General features: G+C 47.7%; 18 protein-coding genes, 1 rRNA gene and 1 other annotated feature. All 19 genes read left to right on the top strand.

All coding sequences use genetic code 11. The features are described from left to right. A 5S ribosomal RNA gene (gene rrf, locus KNP03_RS13030) occupies positions 1-87 on the top strand; the annotation flags it as partial. A 142-nt stretch (positions 88-229) separates the two neighbouring features. Continuing rightward, on the top strand, positions 230-706 hold the full coding sequence (locus tag KNP03_RS13025; RefSeq protein ID WP_214829928.1) for a CtsR family transcriptional regulator: 477 nt from the start codon (positions 230-232) through the stop codon (positions 704-706). Positions 707-713: 7 nt separating this feature from the next. Then, positions 714-1148 (top strand): UvrB/UvrC motif-containing protein, encoded by a 435-nt coding sequence (locus KNP03_RS13020; protein ID WP_214829926.1) that lies wholly within the window; start codon positions 714-716, stop codon positions 1146-1148. Continuing rightward, a complete protein-coding gene (locus KNP03_RS13015) occupies positions 1148-2191 on the top strand; it encodes a protein arginine kinase (protein ID WP_214829924.1) in 1044 nt (347 codons plus the stop codon). Before KNP03_RS13020 ends, KNP03_RS13015 begins: the two co-directional genes overlap by 1 nt. A 24-nt stretch (positions 2192-2215) precedes the next feature. Next, on the top strand, positions 2216-4651 hold the full coding sequence (gene clpC, locus KNP03_RS13010; RefSeq protein ID WP_214829922.1) for an ATP-dependent protease ATP-binding subunit ClpC: 2436 nt from the start codon (positions 2216-2218) through the stop codon (positions 4649-4651). 54 nt (positions 4652-4705) lie between these two features. Then, the gene (radA, locus tag KNP03_RS13005) at positions 4706-6082 is read left to right on the top strand and encodes a DNA repair protein RadA (protein ID WP_214829920.1); all 1377 of its coding nucleotides are present in this window, start codon (positions 4706-4708) and stop codon (positions 6080-6082) included. Between the two features lie 112 nt (positions 6083-6194). After that, the gene (locus KNP03_RS13000; protein ID WP_214829919.1) at positions 6195-7259 is read left to right on the top strand and encodes a PIN/TRAM domain-containing protein; all 1065 of its coding nucleotides are present in this window, start codon (positions 6195-6197) and stop codon (positions 7257-7259) included. A 63-nt stretch (positions 7260-7322) separates the two neighbouring features. Continuing rightward, positions 7323-8000 (top strand): 2-C-methyl-D-erythritol 4-phosphate cytidylyltransferase, encoded by a 678-nt coding sequence (gene ispD, locus KNP03_RS12995; protein WP_338082739.1) that lies wholly within the window; start codon positions 7323-7325, stop codon positions 7998-8000. Continuing rightward, positions 7997-8470 (top strand): 2-C-methyl-D-erythritol 2,4-cyclodiphosphate synthase, encoded by a 474-nt coding sequence (gene ispF, locus KNP03_RS12990; protein ID WP_214829912.1) that lies wholly within the window; start codon positions 7997-7999, stop codon positions 8468-8470. Before ispD ends, ispF begins: the two co-directional genes overlap by 4 nt. Positions 8471-8515: 45 nt before the next feature. Continuing rightward, the gene (gene gltX / locus KNP03_RS12985; RefSeq protein WP_214829935.1) at positions 8516-9973 is read left to right on the top strand and encodes a glutamate--tRNA ligase; all 1458 of its coding nucleotides are present in this window, start codon (positions 8516-8518) and stop codon (positions 9971-9973) included. Next, positions 9970-10176, top strand: a binding site (T-box leader). Its footprint overlaps the gene before it by 4 nt. Before the next feature lie 49 nt (positions 10177-10225). Continuing rightward, positions 10226-10915: a serine O-acetyltransferase gene (gene cysE, locus KNP03_RS12980; protein ID WP_214829909.1), complete on the top strand. Its 690-nt coding sequence runs from the start codon at positions 10226-10228 to the stop codon at positions 10913-10915. After that, the gene (gene cysS / locus KNP03_RS12975) at positions 10884-12281 is read left to right on the top strand and encodes a cysteine--tRNA ligase (protein ID WP_214829895.1); all 1398 of its coding nucleotides are present in this window, start codon (positions 10884-10886) and stop codon (positions 12279-12281) included. The genes cysE and cysS overlap by 32 nt, the downstream gene beginning before the upstream one ends. Continuing rightward, positions 12278-12682, top strand: coding sequence for a Mini-ribonuclease 3 (locus KNP03_RS12970; RefSeq protein ID WP_214829893.1), 405 nt, complete (start codon positions 12278-12280; stop codon positions 12680-12682). Before cysS ends, KNP03_RS12970 begins: the two co-directional genes overlap by 4 nt. 109 nt (positions 12683-12791) lie before the next feature. Next, positions 12792-13541: a 23S rRNA (guanosine(2251)-2'-O)-methyltransferase RlmB gene (rlmB, locus tag KNP03_RS12965; RefSeq protein WP_214829932.1), complete on the top strand. Its 750-nt coding sequence runs from the start codon at positions 12792-12794 to the stop codon at positions 13539-13541. Next, positions 13538-14077, top strand: coding sequence for a YacP-like NYN domain-containing protein (locus KNP03_RS12960; RefSeq protein WP_214829891.1), 540 nt, complete (start codon positions 13538-13540; stop codon positions 14075-14077). The genes rlmB and KNP03_RS12960 overlap by 4 nt, the downstream gene beginning before the upstream one ends. Positions 14078-14287: 210 nt before the next feature. After that, positions 14288-14929, top strand: a complete 642-nt coding sequence (sigH, locus tag KNP03_RS12955) for an RNA polymerase sporulation sigma factor SigH (protein WP_214829889.1) — start codon at positions 14288-14290, stop codon at positions 14927-14929. Between the two features lie 126 nt (positions 14930-15055). Further along, positions 15056-15202, top strand: coding sequence for a 50S ribosomal protein L33 (rpmG, locus tag KNP03_RS12950; RefSeq protein WP_214829887.1), 147 nt, complete (start codon positions 15056-15058; stop codon positions 15200-15202). Positions 15203-15236: 34 nt separating this feature from the next. Then, on the top strand, positions 15237-15407 hold the full coding sequence (gene secE / locus KNP03_RS12945; protein ID WP_012727692.1) for a preprotein translocase subunit SecE: 171 nt from the start codon (positions 15237-15239) through the stop codon (positions 15405-15407). Between the two features lie 16 nt (positions 15408-15423). After that, complete coding sequence (gene nusG, locus KNP03_RS12940) at positions 15424-15975, top strand: transcription termination/antitermination protein NusG (RefSeq protein WP_214829885.1); 552 nt, start codon at positions 15424-15426, stop codon at positions 15973-15975. Positions 15976-16109 lie beyond the last annotated feature (134 nt).

Genomic DNA, 16109 nt, shown 5'->3' with positions numbered 1-16109 from the left:
GTTCCCATGCCGAACACGGAAGTTAAGCGTCTCAGCGCCGAAAGTAGTTGGGGGTTCTCCCCCTGTGAGGATAGGACGTTGCCAGGCAACAGCGAAGACGACCGAGCATAGCGCTCGGTCGTTTTTTTGTACGTGCGATGACATTCTGTGTCATCGCTTTTCGTTTGCCTTTTTATAAATCAATGATAAAATATAGTCAAAAGTCAAAGATGGTCAGAGGGTGGTGGAGATGAGGAATATTTCGGATGTTATTGAACAGTATTTAAAGCAGGTGCTAAAAGAAAGCCAAGCGAATTCGATTGAAATTAAACGACAAGATATTGCTCAACGTTTTGAATGTGTACCATCTCAAATCAACTATGTCATCAACACGCGGTTTACTGTCGAAAAAGGATATTTGGTGGAAAGTAAGCGGGGTGGAGGAGGATATATTCGAATCCGCCGTGTGATTCTGCATGAAAAACAAGACGTTCTTTCAAGTTTAATGGAAGTCCTTCATGAACAATCACGTCTAACTGAACAGTTAGTCGAGAACATTTTAATTCGACTTGTGGAAGAACAGATGCTTCAAGAACGAGAAGCCCAACTAGTCTATCATTTATTGTCGGATGAAGCGTTGAGTTTTCAGGTCGAAGATCGCTATTTGATTCGACGACAACAATTGCTCACGCTAATGAAATTACTTCGTTATCGCAATGGAGGCTGAGAACGAGATGCTATGTGAGAGATGTAAACAACGTCCGGCTGTAAATGAGATTGTTGTACTTGAACAGGGCATACCGGTCAAACGTCATTTATGTCGCCAGTGTACGATTGAACTCATGACCGGATATGTGCCGGTTGTAAAGCATTGTCCAACTTGCCAAATGACACAAAATGATTTGGTGCGTTTGAGAAAAGCGGGTTGTGCAACGTGTTATACCGTATTTCGGGATGAATTGATTAAAATGACGAGACAATATCAGCAAGGTCACGACCAACACGTCGGCTCAATTCCAGTCCAACTACGTTCTCCCCATGAACGAATCGAGGAACGACTCGAAAAATTGGCAGGGGAGTTAGAGCGAGCTGTCGAACTAGAGGATTATGAACGAGCAGCACGCCTTCAAAAAGAAATAAAGCAATTGAAAGGGCAAGGTGAAGCATGATGGAAACATTCCTAGCGCATCCCCTCGGTCCAAAAATGAAAGAACGTGCCAAGCTTGATGATTTAGTTATTTCTACGCGAATTCGATTAGCTCGTAATTTGAAAGATACAGTGTTCTCTCCTATGTTAACGAAAGAAGGGGAACGGAAACTGTGTGAACGAATTGAAGATGGGTTGCGTGGATTAAAAGGATTCGAATATCTTCATATGCATGATTATGATGCCATCACACGTCAAGCCCTTATGGAAAAACACTTAATCAGTCCGGCTATTGCAGAAAATGAGGAAAGTGCAGTCTTTTTGAGTGAAGACGAAACCATCAGTGTGCTTGTAAATGAAGAAGATCATCTGCGAATCCAAACGTTGCTTCCAGGTTATCAAGTACAGGAAGCATTTGAATTGGCCAAACAGGTCGATGTATTATGCGAGGAGTCTCTCCCGTATGCTTTCGATGAACAACTAGGTTACTTAACGACATGTCCAAGTAACATCGGAACAGGACTTCGCGCATCCGTCATGTTACACTTGCCTGGATTAACGCTTACCGGACGAATTACTCCTATCCTAAGAGAACTTCGGAAACTTGGGTATACGATTCGTGGGCGTTACGGTGAAGGTAGCGATGCGGCTGGGCGATTGTTCCAACTTTCTAATCAGCGTACGTTAGGTAGTCGTGAATCACAAATGTTAATTGATTTTATGGAAGTGACAGAACAGGTCGTTCAAGCAGAACGTCAAGCCCGTGAACAACTCCTGGCAAGTAAACAGGAAGAGCTGGAGGACCGGTTCTATCGTTCATATGGTATTTTACGATATGCCAAGTTGTTGTCATCAACTGAGGCGATTGAACGACTGTCTGATTTACACTTGGCGAGTGATCTCGGTATTCTGTCAGACTGGAGCCCGCCTGAGTTCCATGAATTGATTGTCAGGTTACAATCAGGTTTTCTACAAAAACATTTCGGGAAAACATTATCTACGCAAGAGCGTGATCGTGAACGGGCAACGCTCGTTCGTCGAACGTTAGATCAAGGCTTAGTTTGATCCAACTATAAGGAGGTTTTTTCAATGATGTTTGGACGATTTACAGAACGAGCGCAACGCGTATTGGCTTTAGCACAAGAGGAAGCGGTACGCCTGGGCCATCATAATATTGGTACAGAGCATATTTTACTCGGACTTGTTCGAGAAGGAGAGGGCATTGCTGCAAAAGCACTCTTTGCTCTTGGACTCACATCCGAAAAAATTCAACAAGAAGTGGAGTCCTTGATTGGGCGCGGATCAGAGAACGGTTCAACGATTCATTATACGCCTCGGGCGAAAAAAGTGATTGAACTTTCAATGGACGAGGCTCGTAAACTCGGACACTCTTATGTTGGAACGGAGCACATTCTGCTTGGTCTCATTCGTGAAGGAGAAGGCGTCGCGGCTCGTGTATTAAACAACTTAGGTATTAGTTTGACAAAAGCACGTCAACAAGTCCTCCAACTTCTTGGGAATACAGAATCATCATCGAACGCTTCACAGCCTGGGGCAAGTGCCGCTACGCCGACCCTCGATGGATTGGCCCGTGATTTGACACAACAGGCACGGGAGTCTCGACTTGATCCGGTCATCGGGCGCGCCAGTGAAATTCAACGTGTGATTGAAGTGCTGTCTCGTCGTACGAAGAACAACCCGGTTCTTATTGGGGAGCCGGGTGTCGGGAAAACGGCGGTCGTTGAAGGGTTGGCACAGCAAATCATTAACAATGAAGTGCCGGAGACGCTTCGAAACAAGCGTGTCATGGTACTTGATATGGGAACGCTCGTTGCCGGAACGAAATACCGTGGTGAATTCGAAGACCGTTTGAAGAAAGTCATGGATGAAATTCGTCAGGCGGGTAACGTGATTCTCTTTATCGATGAATTGCATACTCTGATTGGAGCAGGTGGAGCCGAGGGTGCGATTGATGCGTCGAATATTTTGAAGCCATCACTTGCCCGTGGTGAGCTCCAGTGTATCGGAGCAACGACACTCGACGAGTACCGTAAATATATCGAAAAAGATGCGGCGCTCGAGCGACGTTTCCAACCAATTCAGGTGAACGAACCGACAACCGAAGAAGCAGAGCAGATCTTGCTCGGCCTTCGCGACCGCTACGAGGCACATCACCGGGTGACAATTACGGATACAGCGATTCATGAAGCAGTCGTGCTATCGGACCGGTATATCTCGGATCGCTTTTTACCAGACAAAGCGATTGACCTCGTGGATGAGGCCGCTTCGAAAGTAAGACTCCGTTCTTTCACAGCTCCGCCGAACTTAAAAGAGCTTGAATCGAAACTCGAGTCGATCCGAAAAGAGAAAGACTCGGCTGTACAAAGTCAGGAGTTTGAAAAAGCTGCATCCTTACGCGATACAGAACAAAAGCTGCGTGATGAACTGGAGCAGTTGAAATCAGAATGGCAGAACAAGCAAGGTAACGAGAAGTTAGAAGTAACAAAAGAAGACATCGCGCAAGTTGTTGCGAACTGGACTGGCGTTCCGGTTACAAAAATCGCAGAAGAAGAAACGGATCGCCTCTTGAAGCTTGAATCCATTTTACACGACCGCGTCATCGGGCAAGATGAAGCAGTAAAATCGATTTCTCGTGCGATTCGTCGGGCGCGTGCCGGATTGAAAGATCCAAAACGTCCGATTGGGTCATTCATTTTCCTTGGACCGACCGGAGTCGGGAAGACAGAGCTCGCGCGTGCCGTTGCGGAAGCGATGTTCGGTGATGAGGATGCGATTATCCGAATCGACATGTCGGAATATATGGAGAAACATGCGACAAGCCGTCTCGTCGGTTCACCTCCAGGATATGTCGGATATGAAGAAGGCGGTCAATTGACGGAGAAGGTACGCCGGAAACCATATTCTGTCATCCTTCTCGATGAAATTGAGAAAGCACACCCGGAAGTGTTCAACATTTTACTCCAAGTGCTAGATGATGGTCGATTGACGGATTCGAAAGGCCGTACGGTTGACTTCCGAAATACGATTATCATCATGACGTCAAACGTCGGGGCAGCTGCCCTTAAACGCAATAAATACGTCGGATTCACTGTTGAAGACGATGTGAAGCGTGAATATACAGAAATGAAAGACAAGGTGTTGGAAGAATTGAAAAAAGCATTCCGTCCGGAGTTCTTAAACCGAATCGATGAGATTACGGTCTTCCACTCACTCCAAAAAGAGCACATTCAGGAAATCATCAAACTCATGGCAGAGACGCTTACAAAACGTCTTGGGGAACAAGGTATTGAGTTCCACTTGACAGAGGCGGCGCTTGAGAAGATTGCCGAAGTTGGATATGATCCGGAATACGGGGCTCGACCACTCCGTCGTGCGCTTCAACGGGAAGTCGAAGATCGACTCTCTGAATCAATGCTTGGCGGAACAATTTCAAAAGGTAGCAAAGTTGCGCTCGATGTCGAAGATGGTGAGTTCGTCGTGCGTAATGAAGGTGTTGTCCAGTAAACAAGAAGCTCCCTCTTTCAAACGAGGGGGCTTTTTTAGACAGAAGGGAATACTATGGCGAAAATTAAAACAAAATACGTCTGTCAATCATGCGGCTATGAATCTCCAAAGTGGATGGGCAGATGTCCGGGATGTAATGAATGGAATACGCTTGTCGAAGAGTTCGTTGAAGAGAAGAAGGCGAAGCGCGGGGCTGCCTTTGTTCACAGCTCGTCGCGCCAGTTAAAGCCGGAGCGGTTATCGAATGTTGTGTCTCAGGAAGAAACGAGAGTACACACGAACAGTAAAGAATTTGACCGTGTCTTAGGTGGCGGCATTGTACCGGGTTCACTTGTCTTAGTCGGGGGAGACCCGGGGATTGGAAAATCAACGATTCTGTTGCAGGTGAGCGCTCATTTGGCTCATAGCGGCAAAAAGGTATTGTATATTTCCGGAGAAGAATCACTGAAACAAACAAAACTTCGGGCCGAGCGTTTAGGGCTTCCGACAGATGATCTATTTGTGTTGGCAGAAACGGATATGTTGATGATTGAGCGTGTCATCGACGAAGAACAACCCGGATTTGTCATCATTGACTCGATTCAGACAGTCTATATGGATGAGATTCAATCGGCTCCAGGAAGTGTGTCGCAAGTACGTGAATGTACGGCAGCGTTAATGAAAATCGCAAAAACACGCGGGATTGCTGTTTTCATCGTCGGTCATGTGACGAAACAAGGGTCGATTGCCGGTCCCCGCTTGCTTGAACATATGGTCGATGCCGTTCTTTATTTTGAAGGGGAGCGCCATCATACGTTCCGAATTTTGCGTGCGGTCAAAAACCGTTTCGGGTCGACGAATGAGATCGGGATTTTTGAGATGAAAGAAAGTGGATTGGAAGAGGTGCTCAATCCATCTGAGATTTTCTTGGAAGAACGGACAGCGGGTGTATCGGGTTCGACCGTCGTCGCTTCTATGGAAGGGACGAGGACCGTACTCGTCGAGTTACAGGCGTTGATTTCTCCGACTTCGTTCGGAAATCCGAGACGAATGGCAACAGGGATTGATCAAAACCGGGTCGCACTCCTCATGGCTGTTCTCGAAAAACGATCAGGCTTACTTCTCCAAACACAAGATGCGTATTTAAAAGCCGCGGGTGGTGTCAAACTGGACGAGCCGGCAATTGATCTAGCCATTTGCATATCGATCGCCTCCAGTTTCCGGGATCGACCGACCCGACCGACCGATGTCTGTATCGGTGAAGTGGGTTTGACCGGCGAAGTACGGCGTGTCTCCAGAATTGAGCAACGTGTGGCCGAGGCTGCGAAATTAGGATTTACACGAGCGATTATTCCGAAAAACAATTTGGGTGGATGGACGGCACCGCCTGGAATCGATGTTGTCGGTGTCGGGACAGTCGATGAAGCACTCCAGTTGGCGATTCCGTTTTAACGGGTCGCCGCTGGCAGTTTTTAACGCTTTGTAACGGACGTTCCTGAAAAAAGCGTGGTACAATGTAAGTGTTATTTTTGAAATTTTACTTCATGAAAAGGAGGTGGGATGAGTGAAGATTGCAGTGCGGATTGGATTTATTTTAATCGGACTCGTTGTAGGCTGGTTCGGGATTATCGAGGCAACCCTTTTGTTTGGAGACCTCGGCATGAATGTACCGGAGTGGTTGCAGATTCCTTACGTGGCAAGTTTGATTGGTGGACTTATCTTCTTCATTCTTAGTTTATTCTTGACCGATGGGGTCGTAAAATTTATTCGTTTTATTGAGGAGCGGCTTGTTCGCTTACCGGTTGGCGACATTTTGTTCGGTTCAATCGGCTTGATTATCGGATTGTTGATCGCCTTTTTGATTAGCGTATCACTCGAGGTCACGAATATATTCTTACTCAGTAAAATCGTGCCGATTTTTGTAACGGCATTGTTTGGTTACTTTGGATTTGCTGTTGGTTACCGGAAACGGAATGAATGGATCAAGTTGTTTGTGAAGAGCGAACGGGAAAAACCATCAGGTGATGCGACGCGTCGGTCAAACGACAAAATCCTGGATACGAGTGTCATCATCGATGGACGAATCGCAGATATCGCAACGACCGGGTTTGTCGAAGGGACATTGATTGTGCCGCAATTTGTCATCGGTGAGCTCCAATATATCGCAGATTCCTCCGATACGTTGAAACGGAACCGTGGACGTCGTGGACTTGATATTTTAAAAGAGCTTCAAGGGAATAAGCGGATTCAAGTCGAGATTTACGATGGCGACTTTGAAGATGTACCTGAAGTCGATATTAAATTAATCAAGCTGGCTGAATTGAAGAAGGGCATTGTCGTGACGAACGACTATAACTTGAACAAAGTGTGTGAAGTCCGGAATGTGCCTGTGTTAAATATTAATGATTTGGCCAATGCGGTGAAACAAATTGTGATTCCAGGCGAAGAAATGGTCGTAACGGTCATAAAAGAAGGAAAAGAGCAAAATCAAGGCGTTGCTTATCTTGAGGATGGAACGATGGTCGTTGTTGAAGGAGGACGAAAACTCATTTCAAAAACGCTTCCGGTCGTCGTCACAAGTGTGCTCCAGACGTCTGCGGGTCGTATGATTTTTGCCCGTCCTGAATAAAAAAAGCTGAGAAAAGAGACGCGTGAGCGCTCTCTTTTTTCACGAATAGAGGTGTAAACCATGGTGCCATATACAGTTGTCATCCCGGCAGCAGGGAGAGGGAAACGCATGGGAGCGGATTTGAACAAGCTGATGCTCACGTTGCGAAATAAGCCGATCATTGTGTGGACGATTGAAGCCTTTGCAAAAGATGCGTGGTGTCACCAGATCGTGCTCGCTATACGTCTTGAAGAACAAGCGTGGTTTGAAGAAGCGCTGCATCACATCGAGACACCGATTACATATGTGGCGGGAGGGGAAGAACGTCAACAGAGCGTCTATGCGGGTCTGCGTGCCGTATCCCCTGATGAGATTGTGATGATTCATGACGGGGCACGACCGTTTGTCCGAGTCGAACAATTGCATCAGGTCGCCGAGGCTGCCCGGTCTGAAGGCGCGATTTTGGCCGTTCCGGTAAAAGATACGGTGAAGCAGGTGACCGATGCCCATATTTCCAAGACGGTACCGCGGTCGGACCTTTGGCTGGCGCAAACACCACAAGCTTTTTCCGCAAGTGCGATCTTAGCGGCACATGAAAAAGCGGCAGCCGCTGAATTTATCGGGACTGACGATGCCAGTCTGTTTGAATGGATTGGAGAGCCGGTGCGTATTATTCCCGGGGACTATCACAATATTAAAATGACGACCCCTGAAGACTTACTGTTCGGGGAAGCGATTTTAACGAAGGAGGACTATCGATGAGAATTGGACAAGGGTTTGATGTACATGCATTTGCTGAAGGACGTCCATTGATTTTAGGAGGGATTGAGATTCCTCATGAGCGGGGGTTATTGGGTCATTCAGACGCTGACGTATTGCTCCATACGATTGCAGATGCTGCCCTTGGTGCAATCGCTGCGGGAGATATCGGCAAACACTTCCCGGATACGGATCCCGCTTTTAAAGATGCGGATTCCAAAGTGTTGCTTCAGCATGTGTGGAAGCTCGTGAAAGCAGAAGGATATGTTCTCGGTAATGTGGATGCGACCGTCATGGCCCAGCGTCCGAAATTACGTCCTTATATCGATGAGATGCGAGCGGTCATCGCTGATTTATTGGAAGCTGACATGGATCAGGTAAACGTGAAGGCGACCACGACGGAGAAGTTGGGCTTCACCGGTCGTGAAGAAGGAATTGCGGCCCAAGCGGTCATCTTGCTCAACCGTGCTTGACAAAAGTGGTATACTATTTGGGCAGAAGAGAAGAAAGGTGGAACAATTATGAGTGAAGTGCGTGTACGCTATGCGCCAAGTCCGACGGGGCACCTCCATATTGGGAATGCACGGACGGCGTTATTCAACTACTTATTCGCTCGCCATGCGGGCGGTAAAATGATCCTTCGAATCGAAGACACGGATCAAAAACGAAATGTGATGAACGGTGTCGAGAGCCAAATGAAGTATTTAGAATGGCTTGGCATCGACTGGGATGAGGGCCCGGGCCGCGGTGGGGATTACGGTCCTTACTTCCAAATGGAGCGCCTGGCGATTTATGAGAAGTACGTAAACGACTTGATGAATAAAGGTCTCGCCTATAAATGCTATATGACATCAGAGGAGCTTGAAGCAGAGCGCGAAGCACAAATTGCACGCGGCGAGGCACCACGTTATTCTGGTGCACACCGCAACCTCAGTGTCGAAGAACGTGAAGCGTTTGAAGCGGAAGGACGCAAACCGTCGATTCGGATCCGCGTACCTGAAAATGTCACGTATAAGTGGACAGATGTCGTCAAAGGCGACGTGTCGTTCGAGTCTAAAGACTTCGGAGATTGGGTCATCGTCAAGCAGGATGGGATTCCGACATATAACTTCGCAGTCGTTGTTGATGACCATCTCATGGAAATCAGTCACGTCTTACGTGGAGATGACCATATCGCCAACACGCCGAAACAAATGATGATTTATGACGCGCTCGGTTGGGAGTATCCGGAGTTTGGTCATATGACGTTGATCTATAACGAAAATCATAAGAAATTGTCGAAGCGTGATGAATCGATCATCCAGTTTATCGAGCAGTACGCGGACCTCGGTTACTTACCGGGGGCACTCTTTAACTTCATTTCACTTCTTGGCTGGTCACCGGTCGGAGAAGAAGAAATCTTCACGAAGGAAGAGTTCATTCAAATGTTCGATGCAGGACGCTTATCGAAGAGTCCGGCAGTTTTTGACCAACAAAAGTTGGCGTGGATCAATAGTGTCTACATGAAGAAGGCTTCGCTTGACGAAGTGGTAGCGCTCAGTTTACCATTCTTACAAGAAGCAGGGCGATTACCGGAGGCGGTATCCGTCGAGGAAGCGGATTGGGCAACAAACTTGATTGCATTGTATAAAGAACAGATGACGCACGGGGCTGAAATTGTTCCGTTGACAGATTTGTTCTTCAAAGATGAAATCGAGTATGACGAAGAAGCCAACGCTGTCCTTTCAGGTGAAACGGTGCCCGCGGTGCTTGCAGAGTTCAAACAGCAGCTCGAAAGCATCGAAGACTTCACACCAGAGGCGATTAAAGCGGCAACAAAGGCGACGCAAAAAGCCACTGGTCAAAAAGGGAAGAACTTGTTCATGCCAATCCGTGTCGCTACGACAGGACAGACGCACGGACCGGAGCTTCCAAACGCCATTTCATTGATTGGTAAGGAACGTGTATTGACACGTCTGACAAAATTATTAGCGTAAAGGCATTGATGAGGAAAGTAAGCGGTATGACTCTTTGCAGAGACTAGAACCTTGGCTGGAAGTTCTAGAAGTGTCCCCCGACGAAGTGCACCTCGGAGCCGTCTCGGCGATATGTAGTCGAGACCGTGACTCGGCGTTAACGAGATTTGAGAGGGGAACGACTTTCCCAAACAGAGTGGAACCGCGCTTACGGCGTCTCTGTGCCTTGGCACAGGGGCGCCTTTGCTTTTGGAATGAAAAGGAGATTACATTATGGGATTTTGGAGAAGTGTACGTGACGACATCCAAACCGTGCTTGAACTGGACCCGGCAGCACGCTCCAAAGTGGAGGTGGCGTTGACGTATCCGGGCCTCCATGCACTTTGGACGCATCGAATGGCACACGGGCTTTGGAAACGAAATATGAAACTATTGGCAAAACTGCTCTCTCAGTTCAGTCGCTGGATGACAGGGATTGAAATACATCCCGGCGCTGTCTTGGGTGAACGTGTGTTCATCGATCATGGCTTCGGCATCGTAATCGGCGAAACTGCCGTAATCGGAAATGATGTGACCATTTATCAAGGGGTCACACTAGGTGGTACCGGGAAAGAAAAAGGAAAGCGCCACCCGACGATCGGGAACGATGTGTTAATTTCAGCAGGGGCAAAAGTGCTCGGCAATATCATGATTGGAGATTGCGTCAAAATTGGAGCGAGTTCCGTCGTCCTAAAAGACGTTCCGTCCGATTCGACAGTTGTCGGCATCCCCGGACGTGTCGTCATTCGGAATGGTGAGCGCGTGAAGCAACATGATTTAGACCATCGATTACCGGACCCTGACCGTGAATGCCAGGAGCGATTAGAGACCGCTGTGGAAGAACTTCAACGGAGACTAGCAATGCTCGAGAAGCAAATGGAGGAGAAAAAACATGATTCAGTTTTACAACAGCCTCACGAATAAAAAGGAGCCGTTCGTTCCGATCGTTCCGGGAAAAGTATCGATGTACGTATGTGGTCCGACTGTATATAACTATATTCATGTCGGGAATGCCCGACCTGCCATCGCCTTTGACACCGTTCGTCGTTATTTGACGTATCGAGGGTACGACGTGAAGTATGTTTTAAACTTTACCGATGTCGATGACAAAATTATTCGGACGGCCAATGAGTTAGGGGAGGACGTAGAAACCTTAACAAACCGCTACATCGAGGCGTATTTGGCGGATACGGGGGCGTTAAACGTCCAGCCGGCGGATGTGCATCCACGTGTCACGGATACGATGCAAGAGATCATCGACTTCATCCGTCAGTTAGAAGAAGAGGGCTACGCCTACGAATCGGAGGGAGACGTCTATTTCCGGACGAAAAAGTTTGAGGAATATGGCAAGCTGAGCCAACAGTCGATTGAAGATTTACGAGCGGGATCACGGGTCGATGTCGGCGAAAAGAAAGAAGATCCGCTTGACTTCGTACTATGGAAAGCGGCCAAACCGAGTGAGCCGGCGTGGGAGAGCCCGTGGGGGAAAGGCCGTCCAGGTTGGCATATCGAATGTTCAGCGATGGCGAAAAAACACCTCGGTGCGACAATCGACATTCATGCGGGCGGACACGATCTGAAATTCCCTCACCACGAGAATGAGATCGCGCAATCGGAAGCATGCAATCATGCGAAATTTGCGAACTATTGGCTGCATAACGGATTTATCAATATTGAAAATGAAAAAATGTCGAAATCGCTCGGAAACTTCCTGCTCGTCCACGAGGCGTTAAAAGAAGTAGACCCGATGGTGCTTCGCTTCTTCATGCTTTCTGTTCATTACCGACATCCAATCAACTATAGTCGTGAGTTGATTGAACAAGCGGCAAACGGCTGGAGCCGGATCAAAGAAGCCTACCAGAACATTGAATACCGTTTATCGGTCACGACGGGTCTTGGAGAGCCAAGTGAATCGATGGAGCGGAAGTTGGTGAATATCAAATCTGCCTTTATCGAAGCGATGGATGATGATATCAATACTGCGAATGCGATGACAGTGTTATTCGACCTGGCCCGGGAGGCAAATATTTACGCCAAAGCCGACCATGTGTCGAAAGAGACACTTGAACAAGTCATTGAGTTGTTTGATGAATTGACCGGGGTGCTTGGTTTGACGTTGGCAGAGGAGAAAGAACTTCTTGACGATGACATCGACCAATTAATCCAAGAGCGGAACGAAGCGCGAGCGAACCGGAACTTTGCCCGTGCGGACGAAATCCGTGACTTGTTGAAACAACAAAACATTCAACTCGAAGACACGGCACAAGGTGTGCGGTGGAAACGGTTATGATGCAACCGAAACAAATGAACGCACTCGCACTGGCTTACATGGGTGACGTGGTTTACGAGATGGCTGTAAGGAAACGGTTGTTAGGAAAAGGTTTGACAAAACCGAACGACTTACACCGCGGGGCAGTGCGTTACGTGAATGCCAGTGCCCAGGCTGGCGTTGTGACGCACTGGCTGGAAGCAGGGATGCTGACAGAAGAAGAGGAAGCAGTCGTCAGAAGAGGGAAGAATGCGAAATCGGGTTCGATTCCGAAACGGGTCGACGTCCATACGTACCGTTATTCGACAGCCTTTGAGGCATTGATTGGTTATATCTATTTAACAGAAAGAAGGGATCGTCTTGAAGAACTCATCGAACAAGCGTTCAACTGGCTCGAAAACGAATCGACCGAAGCGACATGACGGAGGGCGCGGAAGAGAGAAACAACCTTTCGACCGTTCGCGTCAGGAACGTGTTGAACGTCCGCGTCGCCAAAAAGCCGAACGGCCGGACTACAAAGAAGTTGACGTGATGGAAGAGGGAATTGATTTCCTCTACGGACGAAATCCGGTGCTTGAAGCACTGCGGAGCGGTCGGGATATGAACAAAGTGTTCATTCTCGAAGGACAACAAAAAGGACCGCTCGCCCAGATCATCGCGATGGCGAACGAGGCTTCGGTGCAAGTCTCCTTCGTGCCGAAAACGAAGCTTGAGAAAATGGCGGGGAGTGAGCATCACCAGGGTGTGGTTGCCGCTGTCGCAGCATATGAGTATAAAACGATTGAAGATATGTTCGTACTTGCCGCCTCGAAAGAGGAGACTCCGCTTTTCATCTTGCTGGATGAGTTAGAAGACCCGCATAACCTCGGTTCGATCTTACGTACGGCAGATGCTGTCGGTGCACACGGGATCATCATTCCGAAGCGCCGGTCGGTTGGTTTGACACAAACGGTCGCGAAAGCGTCGACTGGGGCGATTGAACATATCCCGGTAGCACGTGTCACGAACTTGACCCGGACGCTTGAAGAACTGAAGGAAAAAGGATTGTGGGTGGTCGGAACAGATGCGAAGGAAAGTCAGGATTACCGTCGTCTCGATGGCAATATGCCACTCGTTGTCGTGATCGGTAGCGAGGGGAAAGGAATGAGCCGTCTCGTTCGAGAGTCTTGCGACTTCCTTGTTCATTTACCGATGGTCGGTCACGTCACGTCACTGAACGCATCCGTTGCCGCGGCACTTCTGTTATATGAAGTGCACCGGTCCCGTCATCCGTTATCATGAGTATCCAAAAACGTGAGCTCCTTCTTGTCGATGGATACAACATCATTGGCGCATGGCCCCATTTGCGTCGGCTTCGAGATGTCGATTTCGACCAGGCTCGAAATCTGTTGATTGAGGCGATGGCGGAATATCAAGCAGCCTCAGGAAAAGAAGTCACAATCGTGTTCGATGCACACATGCGCTATGGTCGGGAATCAAAAGAAAAAAGAAGCCGGGTCGACGTGGTGTATACGAAAGAAAATGAGACGGCGGATGAATGGATTGAGCGTCGTGCGCATGAGTTGGTCGATGATCGTTTGGTCACGTTATTCGTTGCGACGAACGACTTTACCGAGCAATGGGTGATTTTTGGACAGGGGGCGCTGCGCGTACCCGCCACCGAGCTACTGAATGATTGGAAGCAGGCCAAGTCGCTCATTGAGCAACAACGTGTCGAACTGGAAAAAAGTCAATCCAACCGTAAAACGATTGATTTCCCTCCGGATATTCAACTTCGATTTGAAGAGATGCGTCGTCGCCGTTCAAAGGGTGATTGACGTCACGGACGAGTTCATAAAATGGACTCGTCTTTTTATGATGACTTTTACATTTTTTTGAAGCGATTTATTGTATACTATTAACTATATGGGCTACGCATATTTCAATTGACGGAATTTTTAGAATTTTGTTTGACGCAACCAGATGTGAAACCTATAATGGGACACAACCTTACATAGTTCAGGATCAATTGCCGGGGGGTATGGAGCATGAACGGATGGCCGTACGAACAGTTTGAAAACATGTCAGACGAAGAGTTGGTCTTGCTTGCGCGTAATGAAGGGGATAGTGACGCGCTGGAGTTTTTGATTGAGCGGTATCGTTATTTCGTTCGGGCGAAGGCGCGGTCCTATTTTTTGATCGGTGCCGACCACGAAGATATCGTTCAAGAAGGGATGATCGGACTGTATAAGGGCGTCCGTGACTATAAAGACGAACGTCTTGCTTCTTTTAAAAGTTTCGCGGAAATGTGTATTACACGGCAAATGATTACGGCAATCAAGACTGCCACGAGACAAAAGCATATTCCGCTCAACTCTTACGTGTCGTTGGATAAGCCGATTTTTGATGAAGAGTCCGACCGCACGCTCCTGGACGTGATCTTGCCTCCACATCCGACGGATCCGCAGGAATTAATTGTGTCACAGGAAGAGCAAACCTTCATGGAAGAGAAGATGGACGAAATTTTAAGTGATCTCGAGCGTAAAGTGCTCCGTCTCTATTTAGATGGGCGTTCTTACCAGGAGATCTCAGATGATTTGGACCGACATGTCAAATCGATCGATAATGCCTTGCAACGGGTGAAGAAAAAATTCGAGCGGCATGTTGATGTAAATATGTTGACCAGTTAACGATATTGACCCCGTGCCTCCTATGTGATACTTTAAAAGCAGCGCCTTGTCCGTAGACGCCATTTACAGGAGGCGTTTTTTTTTCGCTCTTTTTTAAGAGGGAGTAGTTGAAAGGGGCGCTTATGAATGGCAAAGAAAGTAAGTCTCGCTTGCTCGGAATGCGGGTCTCGAGAATACTCGACGACGAAGAAAGATGGTGTGTCGACACGACTTGAATTCAAGAAGTTTTGTCGCCGCTGTAACGCGCACACGATGCATCGGGAATCGAAGTAAAGTAGATTGGCATTCAATGTAGGAGGAAGCTACCATGAACTTTTTGCGCGACGTATGGAAAGAGTTAAAGAAAACGAGTTGGCCGACTCGTAAAGAACTCACAAAATATACCATTACCGTCATCGCGACAGTTGTCGTGATTGGTCTGTTCGTGTTCGGCGTAGATACTGGAGTCAGCTATCTCGTCAATTTATTAATTAACTAAGGAAGAGGTGAAAGCCGTGGAGAAACAATGGTTTGTTGTCCAGACGTACTCTGGCTTTGAGAACAACGTCAAAGAAAACCTGGAGCGTCGAATCGGTTCGATGAACATGGAAGATAAAATTTTCCGCGTCCTCGTCCCGACTGAAACGACACAAGAAGAAGTCACATTGAAGAGTGGCGAAAAGAAAATTAAAGAACGTGAAGTGAAAAGTTTCCCTGGCTATGTATTCGTAGAGATGGTCATGACGGACGATTCATGGTATGTTGTCCGCAACACGCCAAACGTCACAGGCTTCCTCGGGTCGACCGGGGGCGGTGCGAAACCAATCCCGCTCCAACCGGATGAAGTGACGAACGTCTTGTCACAGATGGGACTCATCGAGAAGAAAGATCGTTATAGCTACGAAATCGGTGACCTCGTCCGCGTGAAAGAAGGCGCGTTCGAGAACTTTGAAGGAACAATCGACGAGATTGAAGCCGACAAAGAGAAGCTCAAAGTCGTGGTCGACATGTTCGGTCGTGAGACGAAAATTGAGCTTGACTTCGAACAAGTTCAGAAAATTAACTAAACCCACTTGCTAATCCGTAAAACGGATGGTACAATCGAAAATGTTTGATGTTGTGCTTTATTTCGGTACAAACTCGACCTAATAGATTGAGTGGGAGGGCGCACAACGTCCAAGAAACCACATTTTAGACTTAA

This window comes from Exiguobacterium algae (assembly GCF_018617875.1).
Classification (GTDB): domain Bacteria; phylum Bacillota; class Bacilli; order Exiguobacteriales; family Exiguobacteriaceae; genus Exiguobacterium; species Exiguobacterium algae.
Note: the sequence above shows the minus strand (reverse complement) of the source record. Positions and strands in the feature narration are given on the sequence as shown.

Coding starts and splice junctions, on each gene's coding strand:
- KNP03_RS13025 (WP_214829928.1), top strand. CDS start 230: ATGAGGAATATTTCGGATGTTATTGAACAGTATTTAAAGCAGGTGCTA.
- KNP03_RS13020 (WP_214829926.1), top strand. CDS start 714: ATGCTATGTGAGAGATGTAAACAACGTCCGGCTGTAAATGAGATTGTT.
- KNP03_RS13015 (WP_214829924.1), top strand. CDS start 1,148: ATGGAAACATTCCTAGCGCATCCCCTCGGTCCAAAAATGAAAGAACGT.
- clpC (WP_214829922.1), top strand. CDS start 2,216: ATGATGTTTGGACGATTTACAGAACGAGCGCAACGCGTATTGGCTTTA.
- radA (WP_214829920.1), top strand. CDS start 4,706: ATGGCGAAAATTAAAACAAAATACGTCTGTCAATCATGCGGCTATGAA.
- ispF (WP_214829912.1), top strand. CDS start 7,997: ATGAGAATTGGACAAGGGTTTGATGTACATGCATTTGCTGAAGGACGT.
- cysE (WP_214829909.1), top strand. CDS start 10,226: ATGGGATTTTGGAGAAGTGTACGTGACGACATCCAAACCGTGCTTGAA.
- cysS (WP_214829895.1), top strand. CDS start 10,884: ATGATTCAGTTTTACAACAGCCTCACGAATAAAAAGGAGCCGTTCGTT.
- KNP03_RS12970 (WP_214829893.1), top strand. CDS start 12,278: ATGATGCAACCGAAACAAATGAACGCACTCGCACTGGCTTACATGGGT.
- rlmB (WP_214829932.1), top strand. CDS start 12,792: ATGGAAGAGGGAATTGATTTCCTCTACGGACGAAATCCGGTGCTTGAA.
- KNP03_RS12960 (WP_214829891.1), top strand. CDS start 13,538: ATGAGTATCCAAAAACGTGAGCTCCTTCTTGTCGATGGATACAACATC.
- sigH (WP_214829889.1), top strand. CDS start 14,288: ATGAACGGATGGCCGTACGAACAGTTTGAAAACATGTCAGACGAAGAG.
- rpmG (WP_214829887.1), top strand. CDS start 15,056: ATGGCAAAGAAAGTAAGTCTCGCTTGCTCGGAATGCGGGTCTCGAGAA.
- secE (WP_012727692.1), top strand. CDS start 15,237: ATGAACTTTTTGCGCGACGTATGGAAAGAGTTAAAGAAAACGAGTTGG.